This is a genomic window from Streptomyces sp. NPDC027962, assembly GCF_055566095.1.
The window spans coordinates 89,122-102,221 of sequence record NZ_JBVHTA010000011.1; the positions used below are offsets into that span (position 1 = coordinate 89,122).

Annotated in this window: 17 protein-coding genes; all 17 read right to left on the reverse strand. The window is 69.2% G+C overall.

Features of this window, described 5'->3' with window-relative positions:
* Positions 1-317: 317 nt before the first annotated feature.
* The 17 genes from ACZ4SA_RS13320 to ACZ4SA_RS13400 all read right to left on the reverse strand — a co-directional run bounded on the left by ACZ4SA_RS13320 (position 318) and on the right by ACZ4SA_RS13400 (position 13,065).
* Positions 318-1,004 (reverse strand): DUF4145 domain-containing protein, encoded by a 687-nt coding sequence (locus ACZ4SA_RS13320; RefSeq protein WP_468273311.1) that lies wholly within the window; start codon positions 1,002-1,004, stop codon positions 318-320.
* A 77-nt stretch (positions 1,005-1,081) separates the two neighbouring features.
* Positions 1,082-2,323, reverse strand: a complete 1,242-nt coding sequence (locus ACZ4SA_RS13325) for a tyrosine-type recombinase/integrase (RefSeq protein WP_468273313.1) — start codon at positions 2,321-2,323, stop codon at positions 1,082-1,084.
* An 83-nt stretch (positions 2,324-2,406) separates the two neighbouring features.
* Positions 2,407-2,646 carry a helix-turn-helix domain-containing protein gene (locus ACZ4SA_RS13330; RefSeq protein ID WP_468273316.1) on the reverse strand — a complete coding sequence of 80 codons (240 nt, stop codon included), beginning with the start codon at positions 2,644-2,646 and terminating at the stop codon, positions 2,407-2,409.
* Positions 2,647-3,073: 427 nt separating this feature from the next.
* Positions 3,074-4,549, reverse strand: a complete 1,476-nt coding sequence (locus ACZ4SA_RS13335) for an ATP-binding protein (RefSeq protein ID WP_468273318.1) — start codon at positions 4,547-4,549, stop codon at positions 3,074-3,076.
* 3 nt (positions 4,550-4,552) lie between these two features.
* Positions 4,553-5,392, reverse strand: coding sequence for a bifunctional DNA primase/polymerase (locus ACZ4SA_RS13340; RefSeq protein ID WP_468273321.1), 840 nt, complete (start codon positions 5,390-5,392; stop codon positions 4,553-4,555).
* Positions 5,393-5,595: 203 nt separating this feature from the next.
* Positions 5,596-5,784 (reverse strand): hypothetical protein, encoded by a 189-nt coding sequence (locus ACZ4SA_RS13345; protein WP_468273323.1) that lies wholly within the window; start codon positions 5,782-5,784, stop codon positions 5,596-5,598.
* A 20-nt stretch (positions 5,785-5,804) separates the two neighbouring features.
* Positions 5,805-6,053, reverse strand: a complete 249-nt coding sequence (locus tag ACZ4SA_RS13350) for a hypothetical protein (protein ID WP_468273326.1) — start codon at positions 6,051-6,053, stop codon at positions 5,805-5,807.
* Between the two features lie 150 nt (positions 6,054-6,203).
* Entirely contained in the window at positions 6,204-8,282 is a 2,079-nt protein-coding gene (locus ACZ4SA_RS13355) for a cell division protein FtsK (RefSeq protein WP_468273328.1), read from the reverse strand.
* Between the two features lie 87 nt (positions 8,283-8,369).
* On the reverse strand, positions 8,370-8,561 hold the full coding sequence (locus ACZ4SA_RS13360) for a DUF6257 family protein (protein WP_468273330.1): 192 nt from the start codon (positions 8,559-8,561) through the stop codon (positions 8,370-8,372).
* A 1-nt stretch (position 8,562) separates the two neighbouring features.
* The gene (locus ACZ4SA_RS13365) at positions 8,563-8,745 is read right to left on the reverse strand and encodes a hypothetical protein (RefSeq protein WP_468273332.1); all 183 of its coding nucleotides are present in this window, start codon (positions 8,743-8,745) and stop codon (positions 8,563-8,565) included.
* 77 nt (positions 8,746-8,822) lie between these two features.
* The gene (locus tag ACZ4SA_RS13370) at positions 8,823-9,209 is read right to left on the reverse strand and encodes a DUF6251 family protein (protein WP_468273335.1); all 387 of its coding nucleotides are present in this window, start codon (positions 9,207-9,209) and stop codon (positions 8,823-8,825) included.
* Positions 9,193-9,579, reverse strand: coding sequence for an RRQRL motif-containing zinc-binding protein (locus ACZ4SA_RS13375; protein WP_468273337.1), 387 nt, complete (start codon positions 9,577-9,579; stop codon positions 9,193-9,195). The genes ACZ4SA_RS13370 and ACZ4SA_RS13375 overlap by 17 nt, the downstream gene beginning before the upstream one ends.
* A complete protein-coding gene (locus ACZ4SA_RS13380) occupies positions 9,579-10,322 on the reverse strand; it encodes a DNA cytosine methyltransferase (protein ID WP_468273340.1) in 744 nt (247 codons plus the stop codon). The genes ACZ4SA_RS13375 and ACZ4SA_RS13380 overlap by 1 nt, the downstream gene beginning before the upstream one ends.
* Positions 10,319-11,191 carry a DUF2637 domain-containing protein gene (locus tag ACZ4SA_RS13385; RefSeq protein WP_468273342.1) on the reverse strand — a complete coding sequence of 291 codons (873 nt, stop codon included), beginning with the start codon at positions 11,189-11,191 and terminating at the stop codon, positions 10,319-10,321. The genes ACZ4SA_RS13380 and ACZ4SA_RS13385 overlap by 4 nt, the downstream gene beginning before the upstream one ends.
* Entirely contained in the window at positions 11,188-11,472 is a 285-nt protein-coding gene (locus ACZ4SA_RS13390) for a hypothetical protein (protein ID WP_468273344.1), read from the reverse strand. Before ACZ4SA_RS13390 ends, ACZ4SA_RS13385 begins: the two co-directional genes overlap by 4 nt.
* A complete protein-coding gene (locus ACZ4SA_RS13395) occupies positions 11,469-11,735 on the reverse strand; it encodes a DUF6284 family protein (RefSeq protein ID WP_468273346.1) in 267 nt (88 codons plus the stop codon). The genes ACZ4SA_RS13390 and ACZ4SA_RS13395 overlap by 4 nt, the downstream gene beginning before the upstream one ends.
* 613 nt (positions 11,736-12,348) lie before the next feature.
* A complete protein-coding gene (locus tag ACZ4SA_RS13400) occupies positions 12,349-13,065 on the reverse strand; it encodes a GntR family transcriptional regulator (RefSeq protein WP_468273349.1) in 717 nt (238 codons plus the stop codon).
* Between the last annotated feature and the right edge of the window lie 35 nt (positions 13,066-13,100).

Here is a 13,100-nt window from a genome sequence, read left to right on the forward strand (position 1 = left end):
ACGAACATCCTCGCAGAGATGCCCGGAAGCCAAGAGGGCGAGAAAATGCACGTGGCGTCCGGCGCTGCCGGCTCAGGGCAGGCGGACGGCCGATCTCAGGGATGGGTGGACGTGACCAGCGATGACGGCCATCGACCACTGACGCCCACTTCGGGAATCGAGGCCCGCAGGCCACGGGATTCCGTCTGCGACACTGGTAGCACCATGCCCAAGCCCGGAGAACCGGCATGCACCGGACGAGAAGAGGCCTCCCACCTGCGTATTTGGCGGCGGTAGGGGGTATCCCGGGTCGTTGGGCCGTCTGTGGGCCGTGGCGATCAGAACGGGGGTTCTTTGGAGACGCTTACGACGTCACCAGCGGGCGGCTCTTGCGGCGTCTCATCAGAGGTGGCATGGCCACCCTCTTTGAGCCGTCGCTCGCGCTCAAGTCGCTGTGCTTTGCGACGCCTTACCCTCGCAGGGGACTGGAATACCTCGTCAAGGATCTCGTCCATCAGACCAAGGATCTCGGCTGCGGTGACGTTGTCCATCGGCTCAGCAACGAGATCGCCGTGAGCGACTTCGTTGCCTCCGAACCGGACTTCATGGGCCGCGTCCTTGACGTACTCCCGGATGAGTTGTTCCTCGAACAGTTTGTCGATCTTCTTTTCGAGGGTGCCGGTAGTGATCCCGCGTTCCTTGGCTGTAGCTTCCACGACGGCTCGGGCCAAGGCCACGGCTGCTCTGTTGGCTTCGATGGACAGGCACTGGTGCGCCTCATTGGCCATGCTGGCGATAGTCGGTGGGACGTCCTCATACACGCGCTTACCGACCTGGCGGGGGAACCACGTGCTTGGGCCGTCAACTACCAGGCGGGTGCCGCCGCTGGAGCTGAATGGCACGAGTTCCTGTCGGCCGGTTGCGATGCTGAGATGACCACAGCCGTCGCATCGGAAGACCATGTCGACGCGCTTGAACTCACCGCGTCCGGCGGTGCCGACCTCAGCAGTGTGCACGTTCTTCATGTTGCATCGGTCGTTGCACCAACCGCATGTTCTGACTACTCCCATGGAGGCAGGTTAGGGACCAATACTCCAAACGGTCACCGATTTTCCGGCGTTGAGGTCAGCACAGAGTCGACTGCCTTGCGGGTGCGTTCCTGACTCGACGGCATGAGGTGCGCGTATACCCGCAGCGTCAGCGCCGGGTCGGTGTGCCCCAGGTACTGGCTCACTGCCTTGATGCTCTCGCCGGCGTCCAGCAGAACAGACGCGTAGAAGTGCCTCAGTGCGTGCATGCCGTGTTCGCGCGCCGACTCGTACTTGCCGTCCGGGCCAGCGTCCGGGATGAGGCCAGCGACCGCCAGTGCGGGCTTCCACTCCTGGATGTTGAAGTTGCTGCGCCACACGACCCCGCCCGCTGTGTTCGTGAAGAGTAGGCGGGCCGACACCTTCGGGCCGTCCGGCTTCCTCCACGGCAGCGTGATCTCAACAGGCTTGCACTCGTCGATGTGGGCGCGCAGGGCCTCAGCCACCGACGACGGCAACGGTACGTCCCGTTCCTTGTTGCACTTCGGCGGGGCGAACACGGCCTTGCCCCGGATGAGCTTGACCTGCCGGACGACGTGCAGGATGCCGCTCTCGAAGTCGAGCGCGTCCTCAGCGAGTCCCACGATCTCGCCCTGTCGGAGTCCGCACCCCGCGCCCGTGTCCACCATGGTCCGGTACCGCTCGGGGAGTGCCGCGCGGACGGCGTGCACTTGCGTCGGCAGCCACGGCACAACGCGCCGGCGCTCTGCCGTCGGCGGACGGACGGACTTGGCGGAGCACGGGTTGCGAGGCAACAGGCCATCGTCCACGGCCGCGCTCAGCACGGCTCGAACGTCACCGTAAATGTTGCGGGCGTACGCGCCGCTGACTGCCGGGTTGGCCTCCAACGCGCTCACGAGATCGCGAATGTGCTCGGGGCGGAATGAGTCCAGCGGTCGCGTACCGACGACCGGGAACGCGTGTAGGCGCAACCGTTGTTCGGTGACGATCTGGCTGGACACGTCCGCGCTATGGGCCTTGAGCCACTTCTCGGCGTAGCCCTTGAAGGTGATCCGGGCGGCGCGCGGGTCGATGTACTGGCCGCGCGACATGTCCGACGCGATATCGGTGAGCCACTGCTCAGCGAGTCGCTTCTGACGGTCGGGGAAGCTCTTTGACTTCTCGGTGCCGTCGGGGCCGATGTACCGGGCCCGGTAGCGCATGCCCGTGCCGTGGCGGTCGGTCTTGACGCGGACCGGCTTGCCGGCGGTGTTGGTCTCGGTCTTGAACCAGCGATCTTGAATGTGGCCGGCCATTGGCTCGTAGCCCTCCTCGAAGCACGAGTGGGCGGGCCACATCGTGGCCCGCCCACTCGTGCGGTGGTCTCGTGTGCTTGCTGTCAGGCGGCGTCTGCTGCCATGCGTTCCGTGGTCCAGGCACGGACAGCGGCGGGGTCGTAGCGGAGGTGCTTGCCCACGCGGAAGCCGGGCGGGCCGGTGCGTTTCTTGCGCCACTGGTAGACGGTCTCGAGCGGCACGCCGAATAGGTCAGCGACGTCATCGGGGGTGAGGTAGCGGTCTGGGAGGCCAGCGCGCAGGGTGGTCTGCGGGTCGGTCTCCGGAGTGCGTTTCGGGGCCACGGTGCGACTCCTCGGGAGGCTGACTGGCTCTGCCTGTCGTAAGTGCGGATTTCTGCGTCATTGCGTCATCAGCGTCATGTGGTCTTCTGACCTGGGGGTTTGTGCGACGCAGCGGAGAGGGGGTGCGTCATGGGCTGCGTCATCGGGTGACGCAGATGACGCAGGATGACGCAGGCGCTGCCGTCTGCGTCATGGTTGTAGTCGCAGGTCAGGGGCTGCTTTTCGGCCTGCATGACGCAGATGACGCAGCGTCTTCCCTCTTAGGACAAAAGAGGGGGTGTCTGTTGTGGTGGTGCGCGGCTCAAGGAGTGAATGCGGAGCCGCTTCGCGGCGCGACCATCGGCCGGCGTTCCGCCGAACAGCAAGAGGAGCACGCCTGGCCGGTGGTGCTCCTCTTGCCTGTCCGGGCGAGCGTTCGGATCGCGGGTCAGAACATCCGCTTCTCCTCGTGTGAGGGCGGGGCAGACGGCCGAGTCATTTCGAGATAGCGACCCTCGCTCGTGCGGCCGGAGTCGATGAGAACACCGCGTGCGGCAAGCGTCGGCTGGAGGCGCTTGAGACGGTCGGAGAGGACTTTGCCCGTGGTCGGCCAGCCTTTGGGCAGGAGGCGCAGCTCGTCACCGCTGTAGAGGCGACTGAGGCAGTGCAGCCACTCGGTGGAAGTCATCCGCTGAGCCGCGCCCGGCTCGATGGTGTCGGCATGCCTGAGGACGGTCTGCGCGAGGAGATCGCCCTCGATGACGTCGTCGTTCAGGTCGTCCAGGCTGGCCCGGTAGGAGTTGAGCGCCCCGAGGGCGGTCGCCGTGTCGAGTTGCGCGCACAGGTGGGCGAAGTCGGCCATCCGCAGGTCGGTGGGCGTCTCCGCCGTGGCGGCCCGCACTATCACGGTCAGGTCCAGGAGCGAGCCGAGGATGACGGGCAGCACCTCCGCGTACTCCGCCCACAGTTCCGCCTCGGTCCGCCGGACGCGGGGGCGCTCCAGGCGCAGCGGAAGGAGGCGTTCGGCGAGGTCGGGCCGGATCACGCCCACGTCGATGCCGGTCAGCAGCACCGGGCGCCGGTAGCGGGCGCGGAAGACGTCCCCGTCGGTGAACAGGGCGCGCTTGACGTTCTCGGCGCCGGTGACGATGCAGCACATGGCGTCGGACAGGTCCGGGGTCATGTGGGAGAGGTTGTCCAGTGCCGTGACCCACCCGGCGGCGACGGCCGCGGTCAGGTTTTCCTCGTCCTTCGGGGCGCGGCGCAGGTCGCTGCTCATGCCCTCGATGATGCGCACGAGCATTCGCCCGGCGGTGGATTTGCCCGCGCCCTGGGGGCCGGTGAGGAACGGGGCGGGGACGGGGGCGGACGGTCCGAGGCAGCCGATGAGCCAGGCGATGGCCAGGCACTCGGTCTCCGCGTTGGCGAAGTTGGTCAGCCTCAGCAGGAGGTCGATGCCCTTGCCGTCGGTGTCCTTCACCGGCAGGGGCAGTTCCCCGGTGAGCTGGGTGCGTCGCCAGCACACCTCACGCGGGTCCGGAACAGCGACCTCCCACCCGGTCGGGTGGATGCGGACGGACTGACCATCCCTGCGCCCCAGGTCCAGCCACGTCGCCCCGTCGAACCCCGGAGCCACACGGATGTGGACCGGCTGGGTCTCCTCGGTCAACGCCAGTGCCTCGATGAGGTCCAGCGCTTCCTTGAGCGCGGTGCCGTTGAACACGCCGACCCCGTCGCGGAAGAGGCCGACCATGAGTTCCTGCCGGTGGCTGCCCGTCGTGCCCTGAGATCGGATCGGCCGGGCCACGGGGTGGCCGTTCTTCTGCGCGTAGACGGTGCCGTCGGCGGTGCGGAAGTACCGGAAATGCTGCTGCGCGTAGTCGGTGATGATCTCGCGGGCCGGGGTCTTTTCATCGTCGGACATGGCTCACATCCCCAGGGCGGTGCGGGCGTTGGTCCACGCGTCGGTGCAGTGCCGCGCGGTTTCGCCCTTGGCCTGCGCGGCGGTGAACAGTCGGGCGACGTGGGTGTCGGTCAGGCAGCCGCACCGGCCGTGGACGGACAGCACGGCGAGGAACGTGCGGTACACGGTGGCGTGAACCGCGGTGCGGGCCTCGGTGATGCGCTGCTCCGCCATGCAGATGCCACGCTCCAGGTACACGGGCGTGCGGTGACGGCACTCCCCACCCCCGACCGGCGCAGCCGAGCCGATGGCGGACGGTGCCGGCCGGACCGTGGAGGGAATCTTCACGGCCAGGGCACGGACGGCGTCGGGCAGGGTCGTCATGGTGCCGGTGCCGAAACCGAGCCACCGTGCATAGGCCATGGTGGACTTGATGTCGACCCCGGGACGGACCGCGTTGGCGGACTGCATCGCACCGAGGTAGAGCCAGTGCTCGCCCCGGGTGGTGGACACGGTCTGTGTGGGCGGCAGGTTCTCGCGTGCCCACGTGATCGCGGCGGTGTTGTCCAGGTCCACGACGGTGAGTCCGGCCCCGCCGGGGTGGTAGGCGACCGCGCTCGCACGCATCCACGCGCGCCGCCAGACACCGGAGGTGACGACGTCCGGGTCGGTGGTTGCGGCGGCCCAGCCGTGGCAGGGGCCGGGGCAGGTGCACGGTCCGGCGCTCTTCATGTTGGGCCGGCCGCCACAGGCGTTGTCCGCGCAGCGGCGGCAGTTGCCGAACGGGACCTTTCCCGCTCGCAGGGGAAGGACCGGGATCCGGGAGGCGGCCAGTCCGAGCGCGGTATTCAGGTGCTCGCTCATGCTGCAACTCGCCGGACGGGGAGGGTGTGGGTCATGCTGGATGTCTCCAGTTCTGTAGAGGTGCTGGCAGACGAGAGCGGCCCCGGTTCTTGGTCGGATGGGGGCCGCTCTCGGCTTGTCAGGAGGGCGGTTCGTTGCTGTGCCGCCGGGGCCCACGGGTCGGGGGAGGTGCGGCGGCGACGCTGTAGGCGCGGGAGCGACTCCTATAGGGCGGGGATGGCGTTGATGACGGCGTTGGCGAGCTGGTTGATGGGTTCGGCGGCGCCGGTGGAGGCGAGGAAGAAGCCGAACCCGGCGGCGGTGAACGCGGCTCCGGCGCTGAGGCTGTGGGAGCGGAGCAGGAAGAAGAGCACCAGGCCGAAGAGCAGGACGAGCGAGACGGTCACGGCCATGCCGTGGCCTCCCTTCCGGGTCAGGGGCGGATGGTGGGTCGGTGGGGTCGGGTGCCGGCGCGCTGGATGGTGCGGCCGGTGTTGAGCAGGCGGCGGCCGATGCGCAGCCGGTAGCGCTGGCCGCGGCAGCGGCGGCAGGGCTTGACGGTCTTGCGGATGGTGCGGATGCCGGTGCCGGCGCAGGTGCGGCAGGGGGCGAACGGGCTGATCGCGCACAACGCTGCGTAACCGGCGAGGATCAGCAGGACGGCGAGGCTAGCGAGAGCCACGGGGGCTCACATCCCTTCCAGGGGCGGTTTCCGGGGGTTTTCGCAGGTGGGCCGCTAGACGCTAGTTGCCTGATCACAGGGCTTATGGGTTGCTAGCGGGGGTGCTAGACCTAGCAGGCGCGGGTGCTAGGTCTAGCAGCGCTGCTCGGGCTAGGCGGCGGCCCGATCGGCGTTACGGCGAGTGATGGCGGCGACGACGTCGGCGTGCTTGATGCCGCGCCGGTTGGCGCCCTCACCGTCGTCGGTCTGGCCCCACACCTGGCCGGGCTTGATGCCCCACGGCTTGAGCGCGGCGGTCACGTTCTCGCCCTCCCACCCGCCGTATGTCTCCGGGGTGTGGGAGGCGAGCCGGGCGGCGATGCGCTCGCACCACACGGCCTTCTCCCCGTCCGCGATCACGTCGAGGACGTCGGCGAGGATGTCGGAGCCGTTCGTCTTCTCCGGGCCCTGGCCGATGGCGTGGCCGGTGACATTGCCGTACTCCTCGCGGGCCTGACGGGCGCGGGCGACGATGCGCTCTGCAGCGACCGCGTCCACGAACGCGCTCGCGACGATGCGCGGGTCGTCGCCCTCACCGGCCATCCAGCAGATCCCCCGGTCGGACCGGGAGAACATGGTGGCCCGGTAGCCGGACTTGTACATCGAGGTGCCCAGGACCATGTCGTTGGCGGGCTGTCCCATGACCTTGAGGCAGAACCGCAGGACCGCGTTCGCGGAGATGCCGGTCGGGAGGGACTTGGCGTCGGGGCGCTGGGTGCCGAACATGGTCACGATGCCGAGCGCGGGGCCGCGCTTGACCAGGTCGGTGCAGATCGCCTCGATCTCCTTGCCGTGCTCCTCGTGCTCGAACGGCACCTGGCACTCGTCGAACCCGACCACGATCGGATGCAGACCCAAGCTCTTGTCACCGGCCAGTGCGGGGGTGACCTTGGATTCCGGGCAGCGGGTGCGCGGCAGGGACTTGATGACCTTCGCCCGGCGCCGCAGCTCTTCCTTCAGCTCCCGCAGGGCTTCGACGACGTAGGCGATGTCGTCGTCTTCCTCACCGGCCCGGTAGCGGTGGCACACCGGCTCGAGGGCGCCGAAGTCGCCGGTGCCCTTGAAGTCGAACGCGTGCACCTCCGAGCGCGGGTCGAGTGCGGCGATGAGCAGCAGCAGCCGCATGAGGAACGTCTTGCCCATTCTGGGGATGGAGCCGACGACGATCGCGGCGAACATCAGCGTCACGGACACGTCCCGCATGCGCTGGTCGTTGCCGAACACCACCGGCCGGAACAGGTCCACCGTGCCGGACTTCAGCAGCGGCCACGCCGGTTTCGTGGTCTCGTTCATCGGCTTGTCCCCCACCCACAGAACGAGCCTGCCCTCGTGCTGCTCTGGGTCCGGGGAGGGCCACACGCAGCCGACCTTGCGCCGCAGACCGGACGCAAGGGGCTTGCGGGCCTCCATGATGTCCTCCGGCGTCACGCCGTAGGGCAGATCGAGGTCGGCCCGGTAGCCGGGCCCGTCGCGGACGATCTCGCTCGTGAAGTGCAGCCCGTTCATGTCGCCGCCCTTCTTGATGGCGGCCGTCACCTTGGCGTTGCCGATCGAGTCCAGCCCGCGGAGCACGATCGAGCCGGTGAGCTTCTGCACCTCTGTCTTGAGCACCGCGGGGCCGACGACGGGCGCGTCGGGCTGCTGCCCGCCCATGCCGAGGAGCAGCACCCCGCCGGCGGCGAACGCGTACAGGAACGCGGGGGCCAGGACGTACAGGTACAGGGCGAACCCGACACCGAACACGGCCGCCACGAGGGTCACGATGCCACGCAGGCGGATACGGCTGGACCGCAGCCGGGCCAGGCGCATGTACTCCTCGACGTCCTCCATCCGCACCGCGTGGTCCCGCAGCGGGGCCGCTTCCCGGTCCCACACCCATCGGTTCGTGGAGGCGATGAACCAGCAGGCGCCGCGCGGCGACATGAGGGCCAGGCGGCCCGCGTAGACGGGAAGGCGGACGCCGTGGAACAGGGCGGCGTAGCCGAGGTTCGCGCCCGTGTGGCGGGCGGTGGCCAGGAAGTCGCGCCGGTTGGTGAGCCATCCGGCGAGCACCGGCTTGCGCTTTTCGATACTCACCTTCGGGTCCGGCAGGTCCGGGTTGTCGACCGGCAGCGGTCCGGCCGGCGTCTCGTCGTCGCGGTCGATGTCGGGTACGGGCCGCAGGTGCGCGGCGCCAGATGTGTCGGTCATGCTGGGTTCTCTCCTGCTGCTCGAAAGGTGGTCAGGGGCCCGGGGCGGCCGGGATGCTTGGCGGCTGTCGACCGCCCCGGGGCACAGCTACTTGCCCTTGTTCTCGCGCTCCTCGCGCTTGCGGGCCTGCTCCAGGACGCGCTCGAACTTGCGCTCCAGGTCCCGCTGGTGGACACGGCCACCGCTCACGCGGTCATCCGCGATGCCGCGCTTGGCCATTCGGGCGGTGAGCCACACGAGCTTGGCCTTCTCGCCGGCGGTGAGTTTCGGGTCGGCCATGTCAGATGTCCTTCCGGCACAGGCGCACGTCGGCGGCGGTGACGCCGACGGTCTGCGCCATGTCGAGGGCCTGGTGCGCGGCGCGGATGTCGTCGGCGCTCGGCCGGGGCCCGGTGCCGTTCAGATGGGCTACGACCTTGTCCACGGCGGCCGCCAGCTCGGCGGCGATCAGCTTCGGATTCACGGTGGGGACTCCTGTCCGGGGCCGGACTGTCCGGCTCCCCTCACCGCCCGCGCTATGTCGGGCGGATCGGGCAGCCGTCAGCCGCGACGGCGGCGGGACTTGGCGATGTTCTTCGCGGCGGCCTTGCCGTCCGCGCCACCGACGCTCTTGACGACGGTGACGACGCCCCAGGCGCAGACGGCGGCGATCACGGCCAGCAGCGCGAGGTTCGCGGCCATGGCAGTGAGCACGCCGACCAGGAGGGGGCCGAAGTAGACGCCGGCCGCCACGGCTCCCGCGCCGACACCGGACCCGAGCGCGATGCGCTGCACCGTGCGGTCCTGCGGGGCTTGGTGCACGTGCTGGTGGACGACCTGCGGACCGCCGCAGGACGGCGGCACGGCCGGGAGGTTGGCGGGGTCTATGTAGACGTGGGTGCCGTCGGGGAGCTGCACCACACGGGCCAGCTCAGGCAGGTTCTCCATGGGTTGCCCCTTCGGGGTAGGCGCAGGGCACGCAGGTGCCGAGCGAGGCGGGGATGACGTATCCGGCATCGCGCCCGCACTCGGGGCACATGCGCCGGGCGCGGTTGGCTGTGGCCAGTGCCGCCCGGCGGGCCGGGGTCATCGGCCGGACCGGTAGGGCCTTGTCGATGCGGTACAGGTAGGCGGTGAGCGGGCCGCGACGGTGGCGCGGGCGCAGGCACTGTGCGGTGACGTCCTGGCCGCCGGGCCGAAGCCCGAGCTCGCGGAGTTGGCGGCGGGTGGCGTAGCCGTCGGGGGCGCAGCGCCAGGGGTAGGTGGGGATGCCGTGGCGTTCGCCGGTGGGGTCGTACAGGTCGCGGCGGGCGGTCATCAGGCCACCGCCGCGAGTTCGCCCGGGTGCGGTGTCGTGCGGGCGAGTTGCCGCAGCCGCACCGTGACGGTGGGCTCGTAGGCGGCGGCCCAGTCGCCGCCGATGTACTGCTGGGCGATGTGGCGGGTGTAGGCGGGCGGGATCGCTTCGGTGAGTTCGTGATGGTCGGCGGTCCATGTGATGTCCATGGCCTGCTGCATCTCCGCGACGTTGCCCTTGCCGCCGCCTTTGCCGTAGGCGGCGATGTACGGGCCGTCCCGCCACACGCCGTGCCGCCAGCCGCGAACGGGGCCGCGGTGCGGGCGGTGCGGCGGCTGGACGACTTCGTCGAGCCAGCCGAGTTCGAAGTGCCGGTGCCGGATCACACCCAGCCCGAACATCTCGCCGCACAGGGTGAGGTCCTTGCGGATCCCGGCGCCGTTGACGTTCTCGATGACCCACGGCACGCCGAACCACTGGCCCAGTTCGCGCACCTGCGGAATCAGGTCGACGTACCGGCGGCCTTTGTTGGTGCCCTTGGTCAGAGTGCACTGCGACTGGCACGGCGGGGAGGAATGCACCAGGTGGAAGTCCTGGCACATCTCCCGCATGGCATCGAGCGCGTCACCCTCGATGAAGGCGAACGGGTACGAGGGCCGGGGCACGATGTCGACCCCGACGACCTCGAACCCCGCCCGCCAATACCCCATCCCCGCACCACCCGCACCGCAGAACAGGTCCAGCACCCGCGGCCGGCGCCTCATACCGTCACCACCGGCAGCGGCTCAGGGGCGACCGGAGCGCGTTCGGCGCGGAGCGTCTCGCGCAGGACCCGGGCCTTCGCCGGGGACGTGCGCACCGCCTTGCGGATGCCCTCGGCCGTCAGCTCCGCGACCGCCCAACCGGCGGTCGCTTCCCGGGCCTCGATCAGCAGCTCCTCGGCCGTGCGGGCCGGTCGAGGCGATCGGGCCGACTGCGGGAGTCGACCGGTCGCCCGACGCGGACGCGACGACTCGGCCGCCACCGCAACGACCGGCACCCCATCGGCGTCCGGCTCGATGGCCTCGACCGCGACCGTGACCGGCTCGATCGCTGCAACGTCGGGCTGCTCGATCGGCACGGCGAGCGGTTCGGGGTGTTCTTCCAGGTCAGCCGTCGACCGATTTGCATCGGTTTCCAGCGTTTCGGTGGGTGTTGGTGTGGGGTCGGGTCGGTGGTGCAGGACCTTGGCGACCAGGTCGGAGCCGAAGTAGATCGACCCGACCGGCAGTGAGGTGGCGAGCAGCACGAGCGCCCAGTTCGCCGGATCCCAGTTGGCCAGTCGGCCCCAGTCGACCGATCGACCGTGCAACTCGGGCACCAGCCCGTGCACGTAGTTCAGGACGAGTGAGGCCACGGTGTAGGCGGCGAGCACCCGCAGCGCGAACCGCTTCGCGTCACCGGTCAGTACGAGCGTGGCGACCAGGGCGAGCGCCATGAGCCCGTCGACGACGAACGGGTACAGCGTCGCGGCCGTGGCGTCCGCGCCGGTCGCCGTGGCGACGTCCCGCAGCGCGTTCCAGGACACCCGGAACGCCATGGCGACGACGGCGACCAGGGCGAGCACGAGCAGCGTCTTGCCGAAGCGGTTCACGACCCGTCCCCGTTCTTCTTGAAGTCGAACGGGGTGTAGGTGATCGGTTCCTCGGCGGTCCGTCGGCGGATGGCGTCAGTGGTGTCGCTGACGTCGTCATCGTCGAGGTACTGGAGCTTCACCGCGAGCGCGATGCGCACGGCGGAGATTCGGCGCTCGAGCAGCCGGTGATAGGCGCGCTCGTCGGCGTCGTCGAGCGACGGCAGCGGCATGTCGAGAGCCTCCACGACAGCGGCCAGCAGATCGGCGACCGCGCCGGCGGGTTCGATGCGCTCGTTCATGCCGCACCCCCCGGCGCCGCAACGGCGGCACGGTTGGTCAGCTCACACCGCGCGGCCAGCACCCGGTTCCGGGCCCGACGCACACGCCGCATGTCCAGCTCGTTCACCGGCCGGTCCAGCATCGTGATCTGCGCGTCCAGCAGCTCGACCTCCGCCACGATGACGGGGATCTCGAACTCGATCGCGTCCAGCTCCGCAGCCGACGGCTCACGGTCGAACGGGACAGCCGTAACAACGGCCTGAAGTGCAGCGATGGTCATCATGGGTCGTGTTCTCCCTAGCAGGTAAGACGGCCCGAAATGAGGCCCCGGTGTGTCAGCACCGGGGTCTCGCGCCGTGTGGGGTCGTTCGTGGACTACGAGCGACCACGGCGACCCGACACCGCAGCCCGCCGGTAGGGCGGGCGGTGAATGCCGGGCACCGTGAGCGCTGGTGCTTCGGTTCTCCGATTCGCTCGGCGCTGCTCGGTCCGGGGAGATCCGAAGTCCCGGACGTCTGAGGGGGGCAGCTTCAAGGTGTGCCGTAGCGGTTCTTTCGAGTCGGTGGCGTGTCCCCACTTCGGGTGTTGGGCCCCGGTGTGACGGGGGCCCGTTCTCGGCCGACTGGTCTCCACTCGCCTGGCCGGAAGGTCACGGCCGCCGTACTGCGGTGGATCACGCTGTTGAGTTTTGGCGTGACGGAATCGACCCCTCCGAAAGTTCCGGATCGGGCGATGGCCACACCAAGAGACTGGACCGGTGGACCGGTCCAGTCAAGCGGTGGGTCGGCCCATCGATACCTCGCCAGGGAGGGAATTGCAGGTGAGGGCTGGTTTTGGAGCGACAAAAAAGCTGAACCGGTGGACCGGTCCAGCCGTCTTTGGTGCTCGCTGTTCGCCTACATCGCGTAGGTATCCACCTGCTCGAAGAACGAAGAGGGCGTGACGCCCTCCTCGCAGACCAACGGCCGTCCCTGCTCGTCGTACGCCGTGTGCAGCAGCACGGCTACCGGCGTGTTCGGCGGCACTCCCAAGCGGTCCGCCTCCGTCTCCGTGGCGAGACGCACGGTGGTGACGTCCACACCTTCGGCCGGGCCCCGTCCGGTCTGTCGCCGCACGTAGCGCGTCGTCCCTTCCGCGATTGGTGAAGTGTCTGCAAGGCGCGGTGATGCCTCTGCGATCTCCGGAGGGAACCACGCCTCAACACAGCTATTCGGCGTTCCGTCCGGGAGTTGTAGGACGCGAACGCGCCGAAGCGCCTTCGTCCCGGGGGGGAGCCCAAGGGCAGCGGCGACGCGGGCAGGGGGTTCCGCCCAGTCGGGCGCGCCGACGCGCAGGAACGGCATGCCGCCCAGGATGCGCGCTGACCCCGCGCGGCGAGCGCCGGCGGGGCGTGCCACGGGCGTCTCCGTGACGACGAATCCGGTTCCCTGCTTGGCCACGACCACGCCATCGTTGCGCAGCACGTCCACGGCCTTGATGGCAGTGGCTCGTGATACATCCCACTGCTCGGCCAGCTCGCGACCCGAGGGAATCGTGTCCCCAGGAGCGATCTCACCAGCGGCAATGCGTGCGCGCAGGAACTCCGCGATCTCTTCATACTTCAGAACAGCCATGGTTTCCCCTATTTCCTGCGCTGGACTGGTCCACC